This window comes from Verrucomicrobiota bacterium (assembly GCA_019247695.1).
In the GTDB taxonomy this organism is placed as follows: Bacteria; Verrucomicrobiota; Verrucomicrobiia; order Chthoniobacterales; family JAFAMB01; genus JAFBAP01.
The window spans coordinates 1-23,591 of sequence record JAFBAP010000072.1; the positions used below are offsets into that span (position 1 = coordinate 1).

The following is a 23,591-nucleotide window of genomic DNA, read 5'->3' on the forward strand; positions in this document are numbered from 1 at the left end:
ATGCCTTTTTCGAACGTGGCGACGGAGTTTCTCCAGGAGGTCGCCGAGCAAACCAGAGAGTCCTGCTCAGCATCCGTCTTGGACGGTCCGGACATCGTGTATGTGGCCCGGGTTGCGGCCCAGCGTATCCTGTCGATTTCCCTTTCAATCGGCGCTCGGCTGCCGGCCTATTGCACTTCCATGGGGCGCGTCCTGCTGGCGGCACTCCCCGGACCTGAGCTTGAAAGTTATCTTTCGACGGTCCAGCTGCGCCGGCGAACGCCGCAGACCATCACCGACAAAGAGCGTTTGCGCCAGATTCTACACGAAGTACGTCTAGAGGATTACGCCCTGACCGACGGCGAGCTGGAGGAGGGATTGCGCTCTATCGCGGTGCCGGTACGTTCGAGCGGGGGGCGCGTGGTCGCTGCCATAAACGTGAGTACGCAGGCGGGAAGGGTGAACAAAAGTCAGATGCTGAAGGAGTTTTTGCCGATTCTTCGCAAAGCGGCACAGCGCATCGGCACGGTTCTTCCTCCGTAAGTGCCAGACGGAACAAAGGAAACTCCAGTTGATACTTTCGATCTGCCTAATGCAGAGCATTTTTAGCGTGGCGGCGCGGCGAGCCGCCCCCGAAATCTTCGGGAAAGTCTTTCGCGCGGCGCCGCCACGCTAGAAATGCTCTGCATTAGATGGCCGTCGAAATGGTATGACTTCTCTGCGACCTGTTTTTTTAAGAATGGTAGTGGGGCCACGGTCGCCGCGCGGGGCGCAGGCCAATCAGTAGCAACAACTTTGACAGATGAACCGCTAGTGCCCTAACGGTTTTGTCGTGCCGACATTAGAGATTGCGGACTGGGGGTGCACGGCTTGTTTGACGAGCAGCGCAATACATGAAACGACTCCGGCGACCGCAACCACCGCGAAGATGCCGCCAAACGTAAAGTGCCGCCGCGTCAGTTCGGCGACCAAGAACGATCCGGCGATTCCGCCGAACCGGCCGATGCCGAGCATCCACGCGACGCCGGTGCCTCGCCCCTGGGTCGGGTAGAACGCGGCGGCCAACGCCGGCAGCGACGACTGCGCCGTATTCATGAGCACGCCCGCAACGAATACGATAATAACCAACCAACCGAGGTTTCCGACGGCTTGGCCAATTCCAAACACGTTGATCGCGGTCAACGCAAAGCATGCTGCGATGACCCGATTCGGATTGAATCGGTCCATCAAGAGGCCGCAAACCACTGCACCTACGCCTCCGAGCGGAAACAGCGCCGAAATCAGCGTGGCGTGCTGAGGACTCAAGCCCGCTTCCTTGAGCAGGACGGGCATCCAGTTGATCGACGCATAAAAGATGACGAGCCCCATAAAGTAAGCAAGCCAAAGCATGATCGAGCCGACGATGTAGGCGCGGGAAAGCACAACCCGAATGCCGCCCTCCCCGGCAGCAGCCGGCGCTTGCTCCGTCATGAAGAACGATCCCGCGCCGGCTGCACTACTGGCAATTCGGCTCAGGGTGGCACGTATCTTTTCGACCGGATACCCATTTGCCACCATATAGCGGACCGACTCCGGGAGCGTGATCAGCAGCAGAACCGAGAGCAACAGAGGGGCGCTGCCGCCTAGAAGAAGGACGCTGCGCCATCCGAATTGCGGAATCATCCACGCCGCGAGAAAACCGCCAAAAGCCGCGCCAAGAGGAAAACCGCAAAACATAAGGTTGGTCAACGTCGCCCGCCAGTGATCCGGACAATACTCGCTCATCATTGTTACCGCGTTTGGCATCGCCGCTCCCAGTCCGAGCCCAGTGACAAAGCGCAGTGCCGTCAGTTGGACAAGACTGGCCGAGAAGGCGGAGGAAAAACACGCGATACCAAAGATCAGGACCGAGATGATGAGCAGCACGCGCCTTCCCAATCGGTCCGAAAGCGGACCAGCCAGGAGCGCCCCGAACGCGAGTCCGAACAATGCCGCGCTCAGAACCGGCGCGAGTGCCGGTTTGCTGATGTTCCATTCGGTTGTCAGCGACGGGGCGATGAACCCGATTGCGGCCGTATCGAACCCGTCCAGCAAGACGATAACGAAGCACATTGCAAAAATGAGCCACTGAAACCCGGAGAACGGGTGCTCATTGATGAATGTCTGAACATTGACAGTTGGGCTTTTGCTCACCATTTCCACCTTTCAGCTTTTTAGCGCCGCTCGGGCGACTCCGCTACGTGCGTCGTGGATACATGCATGCGAACGCTCGCACTCAATCGATCGGAAGCCCGACATAATTCTCAGCAAGGGCCGTCGCTCCGGCACGTGAGCTGGTCACGTAATCCAGTTCGGTCGACTGCAGGCGCTGCTGGAACTCGTCGGACCCGGGAAACGTGTGCAGCATGGAAGTCATCCACCAGGAAAAGCGGGTCGCTTTCCATACGCGCCGCAGGGCAGTCGCGGAGTATTGTTCAAGCAGATCGCTGCGGTTGGATTTGTAGTAAGCGATGATGGCCCGAGCGAGAATCTGTGCATCGCTGGCAGCAAGGTTGAGCCCCTTGGCCCCGGTGGGCGGCACCACGTGCGCTGAGTCGCCAGCGAGAAATAGGCGGCCATAATGCATCGGCTCGACGACAAGGCTGCGCATGCGAATCACCGACTTGCTGAAGATCGGCCCTTCCTTGGGCGCCCAGCCGTCCTTAGTCTCCAGCCGGGCCCGAAACTCGGTCCAGATGCGTTCGTCGGACCAGTGGTCGGTCTTCTCGTCGGGCGAGCACTGAAGGTACATACGCTGGACATCCGGCGAGCGCGTGCTCACCAGCACGAAGCCGCGCTTGTGCATGCAGTAAATCAACTCATCAGACGAGGGCGGCGCCTTGCATAGGATTCCGAACCAACCAAACGGATAAAGGCGTTCGTAGACGTTCAGCTCACCGGGGGGAATGGACGGCCGGCAAATCCCCTGCGTCCCATCACAGCCGGCGATAAAATCGCAGGTGATTTCATCGACTTGGCCTTCTTTGTTGCGGCAGCGGATTTTGGGCGCGGCGCTGTCCAGATCATAGACGCTAACATCCCTGGTCTCAAAGCGGATATCGCCGCCGGTCGCCAGCCGTGCCTTGATGAGGTCCTTGTTTACGTCGTGCTGGGCATAGATCATGACCGACTTGCCGCCCGTGAGCGACGGAAAGTCGATGCGCTCGTCCCGGCCATTAAAGCGGAGGATGATCCCCTTGTGACGAAAACCTTCTTTCATCATCCGATCGCCGGCGCCGATCTCGTTCATAAGATCGACCGTGCCCTGTTCAAGCACGCCCGCCCTGATGATGGCTTCGATGTCGTCACGGCTGCGTCTTTCGAGAACCACCGACTCGATGCCTTGGAGGTGCAGGATGTGAGACAACAAGAGGCCAGCCGGCCCGGCACCGACAATTCCGACTTGAGTACGCACGATTCGTCAGCCTTTTTCCTGCATCGAGAGTTCGAGTTCCTTCAGCACCTCCTCGGCGCAATGGTACGCAGCGTTGGCCGCCGGGAGCCCGCAGTAAATCGCCGAATGCAGAAAGAGCTCCTTGAGCTCCGGCACGCTCACGCCGTTGCGGATCGCCGCTTTGACGTGCATTCGAAACTCTGCCTCACGGTTGAGCGCGGTTAAGAGCGCCAGCGTGATCAGGCTGCGAACCCGCAACGATAGCTCCGGGCGCGTCCAGATTTCACCCCAGGCATATCGGGTGATAAAATCCTGGAACGCCTCATTGAACTCGGTCAGACGCGCTTGAGTACGATCGACGTGCTCGTCCCCCAGCACGGTACGCCTCATCTTTTCTCCCAGAGCATGCCGTTCAGCTTCGTTCATGGTCGCAAGTTGATTCAGGTTGTCAAAAATCTGTCGAGGTGCTCAGTGAATTCTGCGGCTGCCTCGGTGCAGCACAAATGCGCTGACTCAAGGACAAGCAGTCGTGAACCCTGGATTTTTCGGTTTAAAAATTGCGCGGCAGCCAAAGTCGTGGCCTGGTCTTCGGTCCCGGCGATAATTAAAGTCGGCGCCTTTATCCGCTCTACGTCCTCGCGAAGATCCGCGTCCCGGATCGCCTGACAACAACCGATATACCCTTCCGGAGAGGTTTGCCTCAAAGCCTCCGCTAAGAAGGCGACAGTCGAAGGGTGCATCCCGCGGAAACGGTTAGTGAACCAACCCTCCAACACCTCATCAACCACCGCCGGCATCCCCGCGTTCGCTACCTCCTGAATGCGCCGGTCATATTTTGCATGGGTTCCGATTTTTGCTGCAGTATTGCTCAGGACCAGTTTTCCGGTGCGTTCAGGGTAGTAAACGGCCAGGTATTGACCGACCAGGCCGCCCATCGAAACTCCGCAAAAATGCGCTCTGGCAACGCCCAGTTCGTCGAGTAAGGCCACCACATCCGAAGCCAGCATGGAAATCGTGTAAGGGCCATGATTGGCCGATGATTGGCCATGCCCACGGGAATCGTACCGCAAAATCCGGAACGACCTTTGCAGCACTTCCACCTGACGGTCCCAAAGCGCCAGGTTCGTTCCCAAGGCGTGTGAAAACACCAACACAGGGTAGTCGGGCGGCCCGGCGAGTTCGTAGTAAATTGATGTGTCTTTTTTCAAAATCATCCGGGCGCCCGGGTTCAGCCGCGCCGCTGGGCTAACACGCGATTGATCAGTTCATCGGTCAGCTCCTCTCCCTGCTCTGGGGAGAAGAGGCGATCGAGCCCGCCGGAGGCCAGCAGGTTTACTACAACGGGATCTTCTTCCAGCACCTTGCGAAGATGCAAGCCGGTTTGCCGGGTTTTTTGGCTGGCGCGTGTAACCAGCCCGTGAGCCGCCGATTTGCTCATGGATTTTGCCAGCTCGATGGAGATATTTTCAGCAAAGATCAATCCGTTGGTTAAGTCGATATTCGCGCGCATGCGTTCCGGGTGGATTTGGAGTCCGGAAACGAGTTCCAGCGCGTGAGCCGCGGATCCTCCCACTGCGCGGATGATCTCCGGAAACAGAACCCACTCCGCGTGCCACCCGCCGGGGGATCGCTCATGCTCGTGCACCATGGACGTCAGTAGCGCCCCCGCCAGGGCCGGTATCCGCTTCGCATTCGCCAGGATTTTGGTTGGCGCGATCGGGTTCTGCTTATGGGGAAGGGTCGAAGAACCGCCGCCGCCTGACCCGAGGTCCTCGGCCACTTCGGCAACTTCAGTTTGCATCAGCAGAACGACGTCTTGGGCGATCTTCGCCAACGCGGCTCCGGCGAGCGCCAGGTCCATACCGAGCCGGCCGATGCGATCGCGCTGGGTATGCCAGGGAACTTCCGGCGCTGTCAGGTCAAGTTTGCGAGCCAGCGCCTCCAGGATCTCCAATCCTTTCGGACCACTGGCAGCAAGACTGCCAACCGCGCCCCCGAATTGAACAGCCAGGCTTGTTGCCGCACCCTGCTGCAGCATTCTGCGGCAACGAGCGATCCCGTCCAGCCAACCGGCAGCTTTGAGGCCAAACGAGATGGGCCGCGCGTGCTGCAACAATGTCCGGCCCGGCAAAAACGTCCGGCGCTGCTGTTCGATCAAACTGATAAGGCGTTCCTCGATGCTTAGCAGGTCGGCAATTACCAATTCCACAGCCCTTTTCGTACACAGCATCAACCCGGTGTCGATGACATCCTGGCTGGTCGCTCCGAGGTGCACGTATTTTGCCGCGTCGGGATCCGTTGCCGCTACGCGTTTCCCGATTGCTTTTACCAACGGAATCGCGGGATTCCCATCCCGCTCGGCGGAGCGCAGGAGGTCCTCGACATCAACGAATTGCAGCGAACAACAGTCTGCAATGACGGATGCGGCCTTTTCGGGGACCAATCCCAGATCGGCTTGCGTTGCGGCCAACGCCGACTCAAACCTCAACATGGCTTCGATCAGAGCCTGATCCGAGAGCAGCGCCTCGATTTCCGGCGAGGTGAATAAGCTGTCAAACATGCTTACCGGCTTTCTGAACGGGCCGTCAAAGGTCGAAGAAGACCGTTTCGTTTTCTCCCTGCAGGAAGATGTTCCACTCGTAACGGTGCGGTTGAGCCGGGTCGGCTTTGGCCAGCAGCGAGTCGCGACGGCGAGGCTCGATGGAACGAAGCACGGGATCTTCGCCATTTCCGGGTTCGTCGCTAAAGTAAATGCGTGTAATCAAGCGATAGAGTAGCCCACGCATGAAAATTGAAACCAGAATGTGGGGCGCCTGGCGCGCAGACGTCTCTGCCTGGACCGCGCCCGGCTTGATGGTCCGAACGCGGAACCGGCCGGCCTCGTTGGTCGGTACCCGACCAAAGCCAAAAGAATCTTCGAACGGCTTCTTTTGAGGTTGATCCATATACCGGCCGAAGCTATCCGCCTGCCATAATTCAAGAACCGCGTCCGGCACAGGGGTAAGATCCGCGTCAAAAACGGTTCCGGCGATTTCGATGACTTGACCCGGAATATCCGGCTTCGTCAAATCATCCCGATAAATAGCTTCCAGGCCGATTTTGAAGTATGGCCCGACCGTCTGATAAGTGGTCACAGAGAGAATCTGTGGAACTGCTTCTCCGAGCGACTCATGATTCTTTTGGTCGGTCATGGCTTGTGCTCCATCGGAGTTTCCTGACGGCCGCGCAGCACGATATCGAACCGGTAGCCGAGGGCGTATTCCGGGACGGTCGTTTCCCAGTCGAACAAGGCGATCAGCCGTTCCCGCGCCGTCTGGCTTCTGACGCTGTTGAATATGGGATCGAACGGCAGGAGCGGGTCGCCAGGAAAATACATCTGGGTGATCAAGCGCGTCGCAAACGCCGGCCCGAAAACCGAGAAATGGATATGCGCTGGACGCCATGCATTGTGATGGTTGCGCCATGGGTATTCGCCCGGACGAATGGTTTCGAACGCAAAGCGTCCTTCCGTGTCAGTAACCAGCGACGCGCAGCCGATGAAGTTAGGGTCGAGCGGGGCATTATGCTGATCGCGGGCGTGAAGGTAACGACCGGCAGCGTTGGCCTGCCAGATCTCCACGAAAGTCCCGGCAACGGCCCGGCCATCTTCGTCCAGAACCCGTCCGCTGACCAGGATCCGTTCGCCGAGAGCCTGCCCGTGCGGGCCTTTGGTCAGGTCAACGGGCCGGATACTTTCCGGCGGCGCGAAGATGGGACCGGTAAGTTCCGAGATTGTTTGCGGCAGATGGACCAGGGGCTGGCGAGGTGATCGCTTAACGGAGGAGACGTAGGAAGGGCAAAGATTAGGCGGCAGAACACCGTCCTGAAAATGTCGATAAAGCGGGCGGGTTGGGGGCGAATCGAAGACATTCATAAGAGGCTCAGTGGCGCACGTCTGTACGATTATCGCACTAATGTGCGGTTATTGAATTAAAACTTGCGGTTCCTCCTTGTCAAGACGCTCCGCGACAAAACCTGCTCGTCAGGAACCGCTGGTGGAATACCTTAAGCGGCAATGATGTGAAACCCGGCGGCAACGAGGTGGATTTTCCTGGGCATCTCACCCATCCTCTCAGGCCCAACGGGCCTGCAGAACTTAGCCGAGGGCTTACCCCACTGCCATTTAGTTAAGGGCCGGTGGATGGGGGCGCTTTCGTCCCGGGATCAGGGACGCTTGCTCGTAGCCAGGGCCTTCAGGCCCGCGAAGGGCCTTTCTTGAGCTTTAACCAATGTGCTCATCGAACAATCCAAGGAAAAATGACCCTGATCGTACCGATCAAGTCTCAATCATACCCTTGCGATGTCCATCAAGGTAAAACTTTGTCCTAGGCCCAACGGGCCGGCAGAACATAGCCCAGGGTTTACCCTGGGAAACCGTCAAATTACGATCGAGCCCTGAAAGGGCGGCAGAACCCGCGAGCGACGCCTTCTGCCGCCCCTTCAGCAAACCCAACCCGGCGGGGCGGGCGTTTGTCAGGACGGGCGTACAGGCGCGACGCCTTAGGAGGGCTACTCGGAATTTTACGGTTACCCAGGGTAAACCCTGGGCTATGTTCTGCCGGCCCTTCGGGGCTGAAAGGCGGTCGAAATTCCCTTAAGGCACCTGTCTAAATTGGTGTAAGACCCGTTCGACAGACTGCGCAGCATCCTCCGGCGCCCCCATCCGCCGACCTTTAACTAAATGGCAGTGGGGCTTACCCTGGGAACGCACCCCTCCACACGATCGAGCCCTCCTAAGGCGTCACGTCCGTACGCCCACCTTGACAAACGCCCGCCCCGCCGGGTTGGGTTTGCTGAAGGGGCGGCGCAAGCCGCCGCTCGCTGGTTCTGCCGGCCCGATGGGCCTAAGACCGATTCAACGACGTACGGAGCATTATCCGGCGCTGGTGCCCCATGGGCCGACATTCTACCGAACTAACGGTCCGAATGGTATAAGGCGGGTGTATTGAAGTTTAACAGATTGACCTGCGGACCGCGGGGTCCATGCGTAACGGCTCGTAAGCATCCTGCTTGTATTTCTCAGCCGGCAGCCATTATGATTCCGGAAATCCCCCAATGACAAGAATGAGGCCGATTGTCTACGTTCTGAACGGACCAAATTTGAATCTCCTCGGCAGCCGGCAGCCCGAAATCTATGGCCGCGAGACACTGGCGGACGTAGAGGCCGCGTGCCGGCGTATAGGCGCCGATCTGGGCCTGGAGATCGAGTTTCGCCAGACCAATGCCGAGTTCCAGCTCATCGACTGGATCCACGAGTCGCGCAAGCGCGCCGCCGGAATCGTAATTAATCCTGCCGCCTTAACTCATACCTCGGTCGCCGTATTGGATGCGCTGAACGCGTGCGAATGCCCTATCCTTGAGGTGCATATCTCTAACATCCATAAGCGCGAAGAATTCCGCCATCACTCCTTCGTTTCGCAAGTAGCTACAGGCGTGATCTGCGGGTTCGGCACGCAGGGTTATTTTCTTGCGATACAGCATCTCGCCCGGCTGCTCGGAAGCCCGCGCGCAGAGACCGTTCAGACCCAGAGCGCGTTCCTCGTCGGCCTCATCGGCGCCGGTATCCAGGCCTCACTCACTCCTGCGATGCACGAGCGCGAGGGTGCTGCGCAGGGCCTGCGCTACATTTACCGATTGATCGACCTTCAAACCCTGGGCCTTGGCGTCGAGGCACTAGCCGGACTCATAACTGCAGCTGGACAGATGGGCTTCACCGGACTCAACATTACCCATCCGTGCAAGCAGGCGGTGATACCCCTGCTTGACGATCTGTCGGATGACGCCCGCTCGCTCGGAGCCGTTAACACGGTCGTGTTCGAGGACGGCAAGCGGGTGGGCCACAATACGGATTGGTTCGGCTTCGCCGAGAATTTCCGGCGCGGCCTGCCTGATGCCCGTCGCGATCACGTGGTGCAACTCGGCGCGGGAGGTGCGGGTTCTGCCGTCGCGCATGCGGCGCTGACGTGCGGCGTCAAGAAGTTGACCATCGTCGACACGGTAGCCGAGCGTGCCGAAGCAGTAGCAGCAGGCCGTGCGGCGCGTTTCGGCCCGGATCGTGTATCCGTCGCCGACCCTGCCGAGATTGCCGCAGCTTTGGCGACCGCGGATGGGCTGATAAACACGACCCCAATCGGCATGGCGAAGTACCCCGGTCTGCCCCTGTCTGCGGCTCTGCTGCGCCCGGAACTCTGGGTTGCCGAGATCATTTATTTCCCCATCGAGACTGACCTGCTGCGGGCCGCGCGCGCGTTGGGCTGCCGCACGCTGGATGGCGGCGGCATGGCGGTCTTTCAGGCCGCCGAGGCTTTCCGCCTCTTCACCGGTATCGAACCGGATGCCCAAAGGATGCTGCAGCACTTCGCCGCCTTGTGTGCAAAGTGATTTCTGCTTCCATAATGTAAAGAGAAAGATCTTTTATGGATATTGCCAACCAACCCGCCACGCCGGCGGACCCGGCTGTCGGCAGCCAACGGCGGACGCGCGTTCGCTTTGGTATACTTACGCTCATCTCCGTGGGCACCATGATCAACTATCTGGATCGAACGGTGTTGGGTATAGCCAGCCCGAGTCTGGTGAAGGAGCTAGCCCTCAATCCTGTGGTGATGGGCCTCGTATTCTCGGCGTTCGCATGGACCTACGCTGCCGCGCAACTCCCGGGCGGCGTGTTCCTGGATCGTTTTGGAGCGAGGCTGACCTACTTCCTGTCGGTCACCTTCTGGTCGCTGTTCACCCTTTTGCAGAGTACCGTAACCAACCTCTACGTTCTCCTGTTCTATCGCTTTGGGCTTGGCGTCTCGGAAGCACCCTGCTTTCCCACCAACAGCCGGATCGTGGGCATCTGGTTCCCGCGGCAGGAGCGCGCTCGCGCCACGGGCATCTACACCGTTGGTGAGTATCTCGGCCTCGCGTTCTTCGGGCCGTCGTTGTTCTGGATCACGGGCACTTTCGGCTGGCGCGCGATGTTTGTCATCGTGGGAGTGGTAGGAATCCTGTTCGGCCTTGTCTGGTGGTTCATCTACCATGAGCCTGACGAGAGCCGCGCGGTGAACCAGGCAGAGCTCGATTACATTGCTGCCGGAGGTGGTTTGGCGCATCCGGGCGCAGTCAAGGTACCGTTTTCCTGGGCGAGTGTCGGCAAGCTGCTTAGCTATCGCCAGATATGGGGCGCCTCCATTGGGCAGTTTGCCGGCAACGCCACTTTGGTGTTCTTCCTGACTTGGTTCCCGACTTACCTCGCGACGGAGCGGCACATGGCCTTTGTGAAGGCGGGCTTCTTCGCGGTGCTGCCGTTTCTTGCCGCCGCGATCGGAGTGATGTTCGGAGGTTGGCTCTCCGACAACCTGCTGAAGCGCACGGGTTCGGCCAACATCGCTCGCAAGCTCCCGATCATCCTCGGTCTGCTGTTAGCGTGCACGATTGTTTCCGCGAATTGCATCGCCAATGACTCCATCGTGGTAGCTATCCTGTCTGTGGCATTCTTCGGCCAGGGAATGGTCGGCCTGGGATGGGCCGTCATCTCGGACATCGCCCCGAAGAAATTGATGGGTTTGACGGGTGGGCTGTTCAACTTCGCAACGAACCTGTCCGGCATAATCACTCCGCTGGTTATCGGCTACATCATCAGTGCCACTGGATCGTTCGTCGGAGCGCTGATTTTTGTGGGTGCGGTTGCGCTGTTAGGGGCGTGCTCCTATATTTTTATTCTCGGCGACGTCCGCCGCATCGAACTGGAGGGTGAAGGCTCAGAAGGGGAAGCCCCCGGGACGATGGATAGCGGATCATCAACCGCCCGGAGGACGTGACAGGCGCGGTCACCGCTGTCGTGGAGGGGACCACGGGTGATCGTTTGCGCGGGAGCACGTTGCGGATCCAGGCCGGCTTGCATCGTCCCTCAGCCGGTGCGAGCCGACCCCCGGCGTATCATGGAATCAGCCAAAGCGCCGCCGCATAGATCAGGAGCGACACGACGAATGTGATCGCCGTGTAGCCCATGACGCGCTGGATACGAATGCCCGCAATCGCAACGACGGGCACAGCCCAGAAGGGTTGCAGCATGTTGGACACGTTTTCCGCCACCGCCACACCCATGGCGGTGCGCGGAATCGAAGCGTGCAGGCTGAGCGCGGCCGGAAGAACGAAAGGTCCCTGGACGGCCCAGTGCCCGCCCGCGCTGGGAATGAGCAGCGTGATGATGAGCGAGCTCAGGTAGCTCCACACGGGGAGTGTGGACGGCGTGGCAACCGCCACAAACGTCTTGGCGATCACCGACGCCAGCCCGGTCCCCGTCATGATGCCCATGATTCCACCGTACACCGGATATTGCAGCAGCATCGACCCGGTTTGGCGCGCGGCTTTGCGAATCGCTCCGGCATAGGCGATCGGCATGCGCTGGAGCGCCAGCCCTACCAGCAGGAAAATCAGGATCGTCGTGTTGATGTCCAGCTCGAAACCCTTGTTGTACCAGGTCATTGCGAGATAGCCAACGCCCAGTGCGAGCAGGACAAGCGTGCCGATGATCGACCGTTCGGCACGGGACGCGAAGGAAGACGGGGACGCACTCGGCGCATGGGAATCGACCTCGACCTCCTCGGCCTCTGTCTTCGGTTCCTTAAAGGCGACGACGAGTTCGGGTTTCGGATGCATCCAAATGAAAATGGCGGTCATGACGACGACCACCAGCACCGTCGGGATGAAGACGAACGGGGCGAAAACTGTCTCGCTCAATGGAATCACCTGGCCGGTGGCCTTTTCCACGAGGTTCAGCGCATTGCCGTGCGACGCCTGCGACAGCGCGATCGAACTCGACAACCCGCTATTGCAGACCGACCACGCAGAGTAGCTGCCCGCGACCAGCCACGCGAAATCCACCTTCACGCGTTTCGCAATCTCGCGTGACAGCAGCGCGCCGACGATAAGGCCAAGGCCCCAGTTGAGCCAGGCGGCAATCGCGACGATCGGGAAGACCAGCAACGCGGCACGGGCCGGTGTCGGCACGCCCGCAGCCATCGCGCGCAAGCCCCGCTGCACGACCGGCGCATCGGCGATCGCGTATCCGGTCGCGAGAATTAGGATCATCTGCAGCGCAAAGCCGAGGATATTGAACGTGCCGTCGTACCAGGACGTGAGAATAGCCGGTAGCGAATCGCGCGGCGCGAATGCCACGGCCAGCAGGCTCACAAACAACGTCAAACCGATTGAAAGGACGAAGGGGTCCGGCATCACCTGCTCGAACATGTAAACCAGGCCGGCTACGACGCCCCGCCGGTGAGCGGTGTCGTCCGTATCGGCCGAATCGATGTCTCTCTTCCGCATTGTTTCTGCTCCTCTTGATCGCGTGACCAAACCAGATCCCTGGAGCGTGTCATGGACCGGCGACCTTTCCACGTAGAATCGCCTTGATCGGAGCCGGTCTTTATCGACAAAAATATGCGGCAAGAATCGGCCACCCGATCTACTTTGCAAATCTCTCCCTATGCGCCACTCTATTGCCACCGTTTCACTCAGTGGAAGCCTCAAGGAGAAAATCGAGGCCATTGCTGCCGCCCATTTTGATGCAGTAGAAATCTTTGAGAACGACCTCCTCGTTTACGAGGGATCTGCGACGGAGATTCGGAGCATTGCAGACAACCTGGGTTTGCAGATCTCTCTCTTTCAACCGTTCCGGGATTTCGAGGCGGTTTCGCGCGATCAGTTCCATCGGAACCTCGATCGGGCCGAACGAAAATTTGAATTGATGCACGGGCTGGGTACTTCCCTCTTACTCGTCTGCTCCAATGTTACCGGTAACGCTATTGACGACGACGAACTGGCTTCTTCCCAACTTCGTGAGCTCGCGGAACGGGCCGCGAAGCACGGATTCCGCATAGGGTACGAGGCGCTTGCGTGGGGGACTCATGTGAAAACTCTGGGCCATGCGTGGCGCATCGTCCAGCGTGCCGCTCATCCGCACCTGGGGTTGATCCTGGACAGTTTTCACACGTTGGCGCTTGGGGATGACCTTGCGACGATCAAAAACGTTGCTCCCGACCGGATTTTTTTTGTCCAGCTCGCGGATGCGCCTCGGTTGTCAATGGGGATATTGCCCTGGAGCCGTCATTTTCGTTGCTTCCCGGGTCAGGGGGACCTCCGGGTCGCCGAGTTTTTGGCTGCCGTACTCCAAACGGGCTATGTGGGACCGATCTCGCTCGAAATCTTTAACGATAACTTTCGAGGCGCACCGCCGCGGCCAAACGCAGTCGATGGCATGCGATCCCTGTTATGGGTCGAGGAGCAGGCGCGAGGCCTATTGTCGCAGCCGGCAGGCGCAAAGCCGACCAAACGCGTGGAACTCTTTGATCCTCCACCCGCACCGGTCTTCCATGGCTTTTCATTCCTGGAGTTTGCGGTTGAGCACACGTCTGAACATGCGCTTGCGGGCTGGTTGCAACGACTAGGTTTTAGCAGGGTAGGGCGACATCGGACCAAGGACGTCCTGCTGTATCGGCAAGGCGAGATAAACGTTGTTCTTAATGCAGAGCGGGACTCGTTTGCCCACGGTTTCTACTCCATTCATGGGATGTCGATTTGCGCGATTGCCTTAAAGGTGGCCGACGACCTGGAGGCTCTCAGCCGCGCGCAGGCGTTTCTCTATACCCGTTTCGACGGGCGCGTTGGGCCGAACGAAAGGACGATTCCTGCCGTCAAGTCGCCAGATGAAAGTTTGGTTTATTTTGTCTCCTTTGACGAGCAGTCGCGGACCCCTCTTGAAACGGATTTTATTGCAGATGAAGCCGGTGACGAGCACACAACGAGCCTCGGTCTGAAAACGATTGATCACGTGGCTTATGCGATCCCCGCGGAGCAATTCGGCAAGTGGATTCTCTTTTATCGAGCCGTTCTGGGCTTCGTGCCCGACGATCTCTGGGAGCTGCCCGATCCGCACGGCATCGTACGCAGCCAGGTAGTGGCCGCGCGAGATCGCTCGGTTTGTTTTGCTCTAAACATCTCCGAGAGCCGCAATACCGCTACGGGGCGTTCGGTCTCCAGGTTTGGCGGGGCCGGTGTGCATCACATCGCCCTGGCAACCGACAACATCTTCGAAACGGCGGCGGAGCTGGTCAAACGCGGCGTGCCGCTGCTCAGGATACCTCAGAATTATTACCTTGATCTGGAGTCTCGATTCGACCTTACGCGCGACCAACTGGAAAAGCTTCGTGTAGACAACATCCTTTATGATCGGTCCGGCTCAGGTGAGTTCTTCCACGCATACACGGACTTCGTCGAAGACCGCTTCTACTTTGAGATCGTGGAACGCCGAGGCGATTACCGAGGCTTCGGAGCCATCAACGCATCCGTTCGCCTTGCCGCCCAGGATGAGGTGTACCGGCGATCACTGGTCGACAGCGATGAATCGTACTGAGTCCGAGGGTTGCACTGCCTACACGACGTGTTTCGTCGCCCCGCATTCGCAGGACGCCGTGCCGGCTCAGCGTTGCTGGCCAAAGCCTCACTGCCATTTAGTAAGGATACAAGGCCGGGTATTGCTTTGGTCCCGCAGGGACGGCTGAGGTTAGGCAGTGACTTCAGTCCCTGTGAAGGCGTCCCATCGAGACGCCTGAAGGCGTGCGCCGGGCCAGGCGGGCCTCAACGCTGGGGAGCCGTTCGGGTTTTTAGCACCAAGGGTCGCGCCGGGTTTGGCTGGCCGCTTGGGAATGGGCACCTCCGGGGCAGCGTTTCAGGCGTCCCGACGGGACGCGATCCCTTTTAAATGCCCCTTCAAGGGACTGAAGTCCCTGCCTAACCTCAGCCGTCCCTGCGGGACCAAAGCACCCCCCCTTCCACCGGCCCTTAACTAAATGGCAGTGGCCAAAGCCTTGGGACAAGAGAATCACCCCAGCCCCACGGGTCGCCCACACCGACGACCACCGCAAGCCTCTGCCGCCAGGGGAGGCCGTTCATGTACTTGACGGCCTTTCGAAGAGGACTCCCGGACGATGCACCCGTCCGTCCGCCCGCCGGTCCCCGCCTGAGGCGAACCACAACCTTTTACGCTCTCCCGCCGGCCCACCGGTAGGCGTAGCGTTTAACCTTCATACCGCTTCCACCCGGCGAGGCGGGTCCCTTTTCACGGGGAACCTGGCCTTTGCGCCTGACGAGATCCCGACCCGGCTTCGCGAAATCAGCTTCTGGATAAGAATAAACACGAGCAGCAACGCCCCGATCACGATCCGCGTCCACCAACTGTTGAGCGATCCGTTAAACGTGATCAACGTCTGGATTACGCCAAGGATCAGTACGCCCATCAGCGTCCCGGGCACGAAGCCGACGCCGCCTGTCAGAAGGGTTCCTCCGATGACCACGGCGGCGATGGTGTCCAGTTCCAAGCCGACAAAGGACGCCGGATTGCCGGACTGCATGTAAAACGTGGAGACGATGCCTGCAAACGCCGAGAACAAGCCGGCCAGCGAATAGGTCGCGACCTTGGTGGCGCTGACGGGCAGACCCATCAGCCGGGCCGACGTCTCGTTTGAGCCAACCGCGTAGACGTTTCGCCCAAAGGGGGTGAAACTCGCCACGAAGGTGCCAATCACGACCGCGAAAATAAAACAGATGGCGGTGAACGGGAGGACGGCTTTGGGCGCGACGACTATGGAAAGTTGGGGAAGGATCTCGGCGTAGAAGGGATGGTCGATCGGGATGGACTCGGGGTGAACGACGAAGGCGAGTCCGCGCAGGAAGAACAGCCCCGCCAGGGTGACGAGGAAGGGCGGCAGGGCGAACACCTGGATGAGGCTCCCCATGATCGCGCCCCCGGCTCCGCCGATCGCGAGGGCAACCGGCACGGCCCAGGCCGGATCCCACCCGAGTTGGAGCAGCTTGGCGATGAAGATGCCCGTAAACGCAATCAGTGAGCCGACTGACAGATCGATGCCGCCGGAGAGGATCACGAAGGTGGCGCCGACGGCGGCAATGCCCAAGAAAGCGTTGTCCCCAAGCAGGTTGACCAATACCCGTGGGGTGCCGAACGCCGGGTAGAGATAACAGCCGGTCAGGTAAAGTGCCACGAGCACGATCCCGGTGGCCCCGAGGGGGATATACTTCGGATTCAGTTGCATACCCTCATGCCGGTTGGCGCGACAGGAGCCGATGTAAACGTTCGCGGAACGGTTCGCTCTGCAAGAGGCAGACGCCGATGATGACAAGCGCTTTGGGCACCGGAGAAATGTCGGCGCTCACGTTGCGCGCGTAAAGGGTCGTCGTGAGCGTCTGGATGAAAAGCGCGCCGATGACGGCGCCGATCAGGTAAAAGCGCCCTCCGGTCAGGGCGGTGCCTCCGACTACCACCGCCAGGATGGCGTCCAGTTCAAGGTACAGGCCGATGTTATTGGCGTCGGCACTCTTGATGTTGGAAGACGCAATCAGGCCAGCCAAACCCGCGCAGAAGCCGGAGAAGGTGTACGCGAAAAATTTCACCTGCCGGGAGCTGATTCCCGAATAACGGCTGGCGCGATCGTTGTCCCCCACGGATTCGATGAACAGGCCCAGGGCCGTCCGTCGCACAAGCAGATGGGTCAGCAGCAACATCGCCAGGACCAGGCTCAAGGTAAAGGGGAGCCCGAACAGGTGACCGTTCCCAAGAAAAACCATTAATGGATCGCTGAAATTGATGATTTGGCCTTCGGTGATCAGCTGCGCGATCCCTCGGCCCGCAACCATCAGGATCAGCGTTGCCACGATTGGTTGGACACCGAAACCGGCGACCAGGAGGCCATTCCAGGCCCCGGCCAGGAGGGAGGCCGCGATGGCAGCGGCGATGGCGAGAGGCGTCGCTGAGGAAGACGTGACGACGAGGCGCGCGGCGACCGCCGCGGCGATTGCCATCACGGCCCCGACGGAAAGGTCCACCCCGCCGGTAGCAATCACCAGCACCATGCCCAGGGAAAGCAGCATGACCTTCGCGCCCTGGTTAAGGATGTCTATCCGGGACCCGTAAAGGTGGCCCTCCAGGACTTGGAGACGAAAAAACCCCGGGGTAAACAATTGGTTGAACAACAGCAGCAGCGCCAGCGCAAGCAGCGGCCAGAGGATTCGCTGGCGGCGCACCGCATAGAGCAGCGCACCGAAGGCAAGCCAGAAGAGCGCATCGAAAATCGGACTCATGCCGCCCGTGCCTCCGGGTCTTCTTTGGCGATCGTTTGCAGGATCGCATCCACGCTGATGGCCGCACCAGCCAATTCGCCGACCTGGCGCCGGTCCCGCAGCACGATCACGCGCTGACTTTGCCGGACGATCTCTTCGAGCTCGGAGCTGATAAAGAGAACCCCGAGACCGTCCTGACGTAAGGCGCCGACTAACTTCTCGACTTCAGCCTTGGCGCCAACGTCAATCCCGCGAGTCGGTTCATCCAGGATGAAGATTCGCGCGGCGGTCGCAAGCCAGCGAGCCAGCAGGACCTTTTGCTGATTGCCGCCACTGAGGTTCTTCACGAGTTGATCGCGATGCGGGGTCTTGATGGCGAGGCCCTGGATGAAGCGATCAGCCAGCTTTTCCTGGTCCGCTCGGGAAAGGCGTTTCCACGGGCCACGCCCGGCTTGCAACGCGAGGATGATGTTTTCGCGCACGGTCAGGTTGGGGATGATTCCGGCCACCTTGCGGTCCTCAGGCGTCAGCGCGATCCGCTGCCGGATGGCCGCCCGGGGAGAGCGCAGGATCGCGGGTACGCCATCAATCTCAAGGCTGCCCTGGTCAGGTTTATCGATCCCGAAGAGAAGCCGGGCGGTTTCGGTGCGGCCGGATCCGAGCAACCCGGCCAGACCGACCACTTCCCCAGGACGAATTTCCAGATCCAGCGGGTGGATGGATCCTTTCCGTCCCAGCCCGGTTGCTTTGAGTAACGCCGTTTCCTCGCGGACCGGGGCGGCGTGGACCCGCTTTTGCGCCAGGGCTTCCACCTCTTGCAACTCTTTTCCCATCATGTGTGCGACCAGTTTCACCCGGGGCAGTTCCTTGATCGGGAACCGCCCCACCAACCGGCCGTTGCGGAGGATGGTCACGGAATCGCAGAGCTTGTAAACCTGCTCGAGAAAGTGGGTCACGAACAAGATCCCCAGCCCGTCGCCACGCAGTTTGCGCAGGATTTTGAAAAGCTCTTCCGCTTCGCCGTCGTCCAGACTCGACGTCGGTTCATCCAGGATCAACAGTTTGGCGGAAATGTCGAGCGCGCGCGCAATCGCGACTAACTGCTGGATCGCAATCGGGTAGGAGGAAAGCTGGCGCGAAACATCGACCTTCAGGTCAAGCCGGCTCAGCGCCTGGCGCGCACGCCGCGCGATCGCGCCCCAGCGAATCGCACCCAAAAATACCGGCTGCCGGCCGAGGCAGATGTTCTCCGCCACGGAAAGGTCCGGAATCAGGTTAACTTCCTGGTAGACGGTGCTGATCCCCAGCCGCTCAGCGGCGCGCGGCGACTTCGGGTTGACGGGCACCCCGTCAAGCGCCGCCTCCCCCGCGTCCCGGGGAAACACGCCGGTGAGCGTCTTGATGAGGGTGCTCTTGCCGGCGCCGTTCTCGCCCATGAGCGCGTGGATCTCGCCGCGTTCGACGGCGAGATCTACCCGATCCAGCGCCTGTACGCCCGGGAATCTCCGGGACAGACCGCGGATGCTTAGGACGGGATTACCCACAACGACACGTGCAGACTGGTTCGGACACGGGACGGGCAACGCGCTTGCCTCGGCAAGGCGTCATCAGTACTGCCGTTTCGGCAACGTCGCCGCGGCAACCGACTGATCGTACACCCCTTCTTCGGTCACGATACGCTTCGGCACCGGCTGTCCGGCCGCCACCTTTTCGATAATGTCGAACAGCTGTGGTCCGAGAAGCGGGTTGCATTCGACGCTGCAGTTGAGTTTGCCCTCGGCCATCGCCTTGAAAGCATCGCGGACCCCGTCGATCGAGATAATGATGATGTCCTTACCGGGATGCAACCCGGCTTCCTCCATTGCCTGGATCGCCCCCAGCGCCATGTCGTCGTTATGCGCAAACACCGCGGTGATTTCTTTCGCATCCGGCGCCTTGAGAAAGGCTTCCATCACTTCCTTCCCTTTGGCCCGCGTGAAATCGCCACTCTGGGACTTGATGATCTTCATATCGGGGTGCTGCGCCAGGACCTCTTCAAACCCCTTTTTCCGATCGATGGCCGGGGCGGACCCGACGGTACCGACCAGTTCGGCGATTCTGGCTTTGCCGCCGGTTTTGTCCGCCAGCCATTTACCTGCCCGCCGGCCTTCCTCGATGAAGTCGGAACCGAGGAAACAGACGTAGAGCGATGGATCCGACACTTTGACGGCCCGGTCGGACAAGACCACGGGAATCCCGGCTCTTTTGGCTTCCTGGAGGACCGGTTCAAATCCGGTTTCGACCACGGGCGAGAACGAAATCACGTCAACGCCTTGGGCGATGAAGGAACGGATGGCTTTGATCTGATTTTCCTCTTTTTGCTGAGCATCGGAAAACCGCAGGTCGATGCCGCGTTTGGCGGCTTCGGTTTTGATGGATTCGGTGTTGGCGGTGCGCCAGCCGCTTTCGGCTCCGACCTGGGAAAAGCCGACGACCAACTTTTTCTTGGGCGCGTTTTGATCGGCGAGACCTGGGATCTGACCGAGCAGGAGGGTAGCGGCGAGTGTCAGGAGTGCATGGCCGGGAGAACGGCAGAACGAGCTTGCTTTCATTTTCTGGGGAGGCTGACGGTTGGGACGAAGTTCCGTGAGCGCTCACGGAACCGGACCACCTGCCTTTCCCGAAAAGCGGGTGGTTGTTCCGTGAGCGCTCACGGAGTTAACAGCAGCCCGCCCGTTTACACAAGTAAAAAGTGATCCGACCTGACTTTACATTCTCCGCAAACAGGTTATTCAGCTTACCATCATGCCGCCCTCCCCCCGCAAGCGGAGCAAGAACCTCACCATCAACGACGTCGCCAAGCTCGCCGGAGTTTCCTACCAAACGGTTTCGCGAGTGCTCAACGGCATGCCCGACGTCTCCCCGGTCACGCGCGAACGGGTCCAAACCATCCTGCAGGACGTGGGCTTTCGCCCCAACATGACCGCCCGGCAACTCGCAACCCAGCGCTCGACGACCATCGGGCTGGTCACCTTTGCGACCATGTTCTACGGACCTTCGCAGATCCTGACCCAGAGCGAGCAAGCGGCCAAGGAGATCGGATTGAGTTTTATGTTCAGCGGCATCGTCGACCAGAGCACCCAGGAGATCCGGCGTGCCGTTAACGACCTCTGCGCCCACCAGGTGTGCGGAATCCTCATTCACCTGCCGCTGGCACTCAATCTGCGCGACCTGCAGGATGCCTGTCGTAACGTCCCGGTCGTTGCGGTCGATTCGGATTTCGGTTTCTCCTGCCCATCGGTTTTTATTAACCAGGAAGCAGGGTCACGAAAAGCCACCCGGCATTTGATCGAGTGCGGCCACCGCAAAATCGCGTACCTTCGCGGGCCGGTGCTCTGGCGGGCGGCAAAATTGCGTTATGCGGGCTGGCTCAAGGAGCTAAAAGCCAATGGCCTGAAGCCCGGACCCGTTGTGGAAGGAGATTGGACGGCAAGCTCGGGGTTTGATGCGGCGAAGCGGCTCGCGGCCGAAAGCTGGGGAAAATGGACCGCGGTTGTGGTGGCCAATGACCAGATGGCGCTGGGGGCGATCCGGGCTTTCGAAGAGGCCGGAATCCGAGTTCCCGAAGCCGCCTCCCTCATCGGCTTCGATGACATTCCGGAAGCAGGTTTTTTCCGGCCGCCGCTTTCAACCATCAAACAAGATTTTGCGGCCCTCGGCCAATTGAGCGTCCAGCGCCTGATCGCGCAAGTTGACCCAAACTATGTGCCGCCCCGCATCCGCACCATCCAACCGATGCTCATCGAGCGCCAGAGCAGCGCGCCGCCCTCCGTCGCGTCGATCCGGGTCACGGCCCTGAACGGCGCGCCCAGCCGGCTATCAACTACCCATCCACGCCCTGATTAAGATCCACAAACAAAACCTCTGAAGCCACCCTGGCGGGGCGGCCTTCTGATGGATGGCGAAGCCGATTTTGAATGAGCCTTGTGGGCGGCGCCGGAACTACGGTTGCCGCCGGATCTCCCGCGGCCCTGCGTACCCCATCCGGCGAGTCTTGACGTGCATCCTCTTCGTGCTGCGCAACGGCATCCGCTGGGAGTTGCTGCCCCAAGCACCGCGTTACGGCTCGGGCATGATCTGCCGACGACGGCTGCAGGAGTAGCAGGCCCAAGACGTCCGGCGGCGCGTCCGCCGCGAACTGCTCAACCGGCTCGGCCTACCGGGCCACCCCGAACCGCGGCTGCACTGCACTCTGATCTGTTGGAACTTCATTTGCCTAAAGGGGTTTTGTTATGGACTCTAAATGCAAAATCGCCGCTAGAAAGGGGTTGCTGAACGATTGGCGGTTCTTGGCCGTTTTCGGGGAAACGGTGGCGGGCGTCAGGAACGGGCGGTTGAGTAAGTCGAGGTTAGTGTGGAAGATCATCACTGCGCCGATCGCAGAGAGGGACGAGCTTGTTCGGAGGAACCGCCTCGGTGATCGGGAGCCTCATCATGAAGGTCATCGAGAACTGCATCGACTTGATGAATATTTACTAAGAGTCGTACCTCGCCATCCAGGGCGGCATCGTTCTAACCGTCATTATCATGGACAAGGTCAGGAGCAGGGCAGCGTAGGGAAGTAAGAGATGAACAGCCCACTCCTGGGGATGCGCGGGATCACGAAGTACGCTTATGACGCTGCCGGCACGCCGATCCCCAACTTCGGCGTGAAAATCCTGGACTCTGTTTCCTTCGATCTGCGTTAATGAAGATCCTGACCCGTAACATTTTTCTCGGTCGTGAGCCGACGCGCGCCTGAGTGACGGCCGTGAGGTCCTCGGGCGAAGCCCACGTGTCGTTGGGTTTCACAGCTCCGATTTTGCCGGAGATGAGGTCCTCCAGCCCCAGGTGCCGCAGCGCCTCTGCGATTGCCGCTTCGATATCCTGGTCTTGGGTAATGGCTGCTTTGGGCATCTTGGGTCGCTCTCCCGGGATTCACGTGGCGGGTTTAAGTTGCCTCCGGAGTCGACCCGCTTTGCGCCACTCGACGGGTCGGTCTGGCTTGATCGCGCTGCGCTACACCCCTTGGCTTTGGGCGTAGGCATCCAGGTCCTCGGCCAAGCGGCTCAGCTCCGCCTCCAGCCAAGTCAAATACGCACTCAAGGTATTCGGATCCAGAACCTTCGCCTCGGGAACCGGGCGGTCCGGGCCAAGTTGCCAGCCTTCCAAAGCAATGGCCTGCCGGGGCAGCAACCGGTGGGACAGCAACGCGCAAAAGGCCGCCACTTCCTGGTATTCTGGCGCGTTGAGCAAGACCGCTAAGCCCTCGGTGAAGCGCTCGCCGGGGGCCACGGCCTGGTAGCGGTCTAGAACGCCTCCCGCCGTGATCTGCCCGGGCGTTTGGTACAGGGGAAAGTCGGCTCGGCGCACGACCGCCCCGAAAGCGTAAGCGGCGAAGCAGAAACTTTCGATGGCGGCGGCGGCATGAGTAAAGAACTCAAAGAGGGCTCGGTTGGCCTCCAGGCCAGGTTGCTGGGCATCCGTGGGCTGAAACTCACGGGCGAACCGGGCGGCGCGCTCGTCGGCGGCCGCAAGGTGAAGCGGCACGGCCAAAGCCCCCATGGCGCAATGGTCGGCGATCTGACGTTCCTGCTCGCCGCGTTGCTGCCAGGGTGCGAGGGCCCGCCGCAAGCCGAGGAGGAAATCAGCGGTGGCGCGCGGGTCCTCGCCTGTGTGGGTAGGAGTGTCCATCGGGGTACGTTCGCGCCTCCCGGCCCGGCCAAACCGCGCCTGATGGCCTAAGCCGTAATCCCACCGGTGAAGGTGCCGGGGTCAGGGCGATCGCCCGCCGGCGTAACCCGGCGTGTGCCTCTAACCGTCCCCCAAAGCCACCTTCCTGATCGGCGGTCCTTTGGGAGCGTCTGGCTTACCTCACCTAGCCTGGATTTCCATGGACTAAAGTTAGCCTAACGCGGCGTGGGTACGGGGACGATTCTACCGGGCACAATGGGGCCGCTTTGCCGAAGGGGGCGCGGCAAGCCGTTACGCCCTTTGGTGCACTGATAGGCACCTAAGGCCGAGG

19 protein-coding genes are annotated in these 23,591 nt (G+C 60.1%); 6 read left to right on the top strand and 13 right to left on the bottom strand.

The window, feature by feature from the left end; all coding sequences use genetic code 11:
• On the top strand, window positions 1-522 hold a 522-nt coding region (locus JO015_07590; GenBank protein ID MBV9998961.1), incomplete at its 5' end, for an IclR family transcriptional regulator.
• A gap of 267 nt (window positions 523-789) precedes the next feature.
• Here JO015_07590 and JO015_07595 read toward each other — a convergent pair.
• The 7 genes from JO015_07595 to pcaH all read right to left on the bottom strand — a co-directional run bounded on the left by JO015_07595 (window position 790) and on the right by pcaH (window position 7,304).
• Window positions 790-2,151: an MFS transporter gene (locus JO015_07595; GenBank protein MBV9998962.1), complete on the bottom strand. Its 1,362-nt coding sequence runs from the start codon at window positions 2,149-2,151 to the stop codon at window positions 790-792.
• A gap of 82 nt (window positions 2,152-2,233) precedes the next feature.
• Complete coding sequence (locus JO015_07600; protein ID MBV9998963.1) at window positions 2,234-3,412, bottom strand: 4-hydroxybenzoate 3-monooxygenase; 1,179 nt, start codon at window positions 3,410-3,412, stop codon at window positions 2,234-2,236.
• 6 nt (window positions 3,413-3,418) lie between these two features.
• A complete protein-coding gene (gene pcaC, locus JO015_07605; protein ID MBV9998964.1) occupies window positions 3,419-3,817 on the bottom strand; it encodes a 4-carboxymuconolactone decarboxylase in 399 nt (132 codons plus the stop codon).
• Window positions 3,818-3,831: 14 nt separating this feature from the next.
• Entirely contained in the window at window positions 3,832-4,605 is a 774-nt protein-coding gene (gene pcaD / locus JO015_07610; protein MBV9998965.1) for a 3-oxoadipate enol-lactonase, read from the bottom strand.
• A 14-nt stretch (window positions 4,606-4,619) separates the two neighbouring features.
• Window positions 4,620-5,951, bottom strand: a complete 1,332-nt coding sequence (pcaB, locus tag JO015_07615) for a 3-carboxy-cis,cis-muconate cycloisomerase (protein MBV9998966.1) — start codon at window positions 5,949-5,951, stop codon at window positions 4,620-4,622.
• 25 nt (window positions 5,952-5,976) lie between these two features.
• Entirely contained in the window at window positions 5,977-6,582 is a 606-nt protein-coding gene (pcaG, locus tag JO015_07620; GenBank protein MBV9998967.1) for a protocatechuate 3,4-dioxygenase subunit alpha, read from the bottom strand.
• Window positions 6,579-7,304, bottom strand: a complete 726-nt coding sequence (pcaH, locus tag JO015_07625; protein MBV9998968.1) for a protocatechuate 3,4-dioxygenase subunit beta — start codon at window positions 7,302-7,304, stop codon at window positions 6,579-6,581. Before pcaH ends, pcaG begins: the two co-directional genes overlap by 4 nt.
• Before the next feature lie 1,190 nt (window positions 7,305-8,494).
• On the opposite strand from pcaH, the gene JO015_07630 reads away from it, so the two are divergent.
• Window positions 8,495-9,811, top strand: a complete 1,317-nt coding sequence (locus JO015_07630; GenBank protein MBV9998969.1) for a shikimate dehydrogenase — start codon at window positions 8,495-8,497, stop codon at window positions 9,809-9,811.
• A gap of 35 nt (window positions 9,812-9,846) precedes the next feature.
• Window positions 9,847-11,232, top strand: a complete 1,386-nt coding sequence (locus tag JO015_07635) for an MFS transporter (GenBank protein ID MBV9998970.1) — start codon at window positions 9,847-9,849, stop codon at window positions 11,230-11,232.
• 118 nt (window positions 11,233-11,350) lie between these two features.
• Here JO015_07635 and JO015_07640 read toward each other — a convergent pair whose 3' ends face one another.
• Window positions 11,351-12,742 (bottom strand): TIGR00366 family protein, encoded by a 1,392-nt coding sequence (locus JO015_07640; GenBank protein MBV9998971.1) that lies wholly within the window; start codon window positions 12,740-12,742, stop codon window positions 11,351-11,353.
• 160 nt (window positions 12,743-12,902) lie between these two features.
• Between JO015_07640 and JO015_07645 the strand changes: the two genes are divergently transcribed.
• Window positions 12,903-14,828: a sugar phosphate isomerase/epimerase and 4-hydroxyphenylpyruvate domain-containing protein gene (locus JO015_07645; GenBank protein ID MBV9998972.1), complete on the top strand. Its 1,926-nt coding sequence runs from the start codon at window positions 12,903-12,905 to the stop codon at window positions 14,826-14,828.
• Window positions 14,829-15,498: 670 nt separating this feature from the next.
• Here the strand turns inward: JO015_07645 and yjfF are convergent.
• The 4 genes from yjfF to JO015_07665 form a co-directional block, all read right to left on the bottom strand.
• A complete protein-coding gene (gene yjfF, locus JO015_07650) occupies window positions 15,499-16,524 on the bottom strand; it encodes a sugar ABC transporter permease YjfF (protein ID MBV9998973.1) in 1,026 nt (341 codons plus the stop codon).
• Between the two features lie 4 nt (window positions 16,525-16,528).
• Window positions 16,529-17,569: an ABC transporter permease gene (locus JO015_07655; GenBank protein ID MBV9998974.1), complete on the bottom strand. Its 1,041-nt coding sequence runs from the start codon at window positions 17,567-17,569 to the stop codon at window positions 16,529-16,531.
• Window positions 17,566-19,092, bottom strand: a complete 1,527-nt coding sequence (locus tag JO015_07660) for a sugar ABC transporter ATP-binding protein (protein ID MBV9998975.1) — start codon at window positions 19,090-19,092, stop codon at window positions 17,566-17,568. The genes JO015_07655 and JO015_07660 overlap by 4 nt, the downstream gene beginning before the upstream one ends.
• A gap of 63 nt (window positions 19,093-19,155) precedes the next feature.
• Window positions 19,156-20,139 (bottom strand): ABC transporter substrate-binding protein, encoded by a 984-nt coding sequence (locus JO015_07665; GenBank protein MBV9998976.1) that lies wholly within the window; start codon window positions 20,137-20,139, stop codon window positions 19,156-19,158.
• A 193-nt stretch (window positions 20,140-20,332) separates the two neighbouring features.
• On the opposite strand from JO015_07665, the gene JO015_07670 reads away from it, so the two are divergent.
• Together JO015_07670 and JO015_07675 are read left to right on the top strand one after the other, a co-directional pair.
• Complete coding sequence (locus JO015_07670) at window positions 20,333-21,433, top strand: substrate-binding domain-containing protein (protein MBV9998977.1); 1,101 nt, start codon at window positions 20,333-20,335, stop codon at window positions 21,431-21,433.
• 67 nt (window positions 21,434-21,500) lie between these two features.
• Window positions 21,501-21,689 carry a transposase gene (locus JO015_07675; GenBank protein MBV9998978.1) on the top strand — a complete coding sequence of 63 codons (189 nt, stop codon included), beginning with the start codon at window positions 21,501-21,503 and terminating at the stop codon, window positions 21,687-21,689.
• A gap of 896 nt (window positions 21,690-22,585) precedes the next feature.
• Here JO015_07675 and JO015_07680 read toward each other — a convergent pair.
• The gene (locus JO015_07680) at window positions 22,586-23,260 is read right to left on the bottom strand and encodes a hypothetical protein (protein ID MBV9998979.1); all 675 of its coding nucleotides are present in this window, start codon (window positions 23,258-23,260) and stop codon (window positions 22,586-22,588) included.
• Window positions 23,261-23,591: the final 331 nt, after the last annotated feature.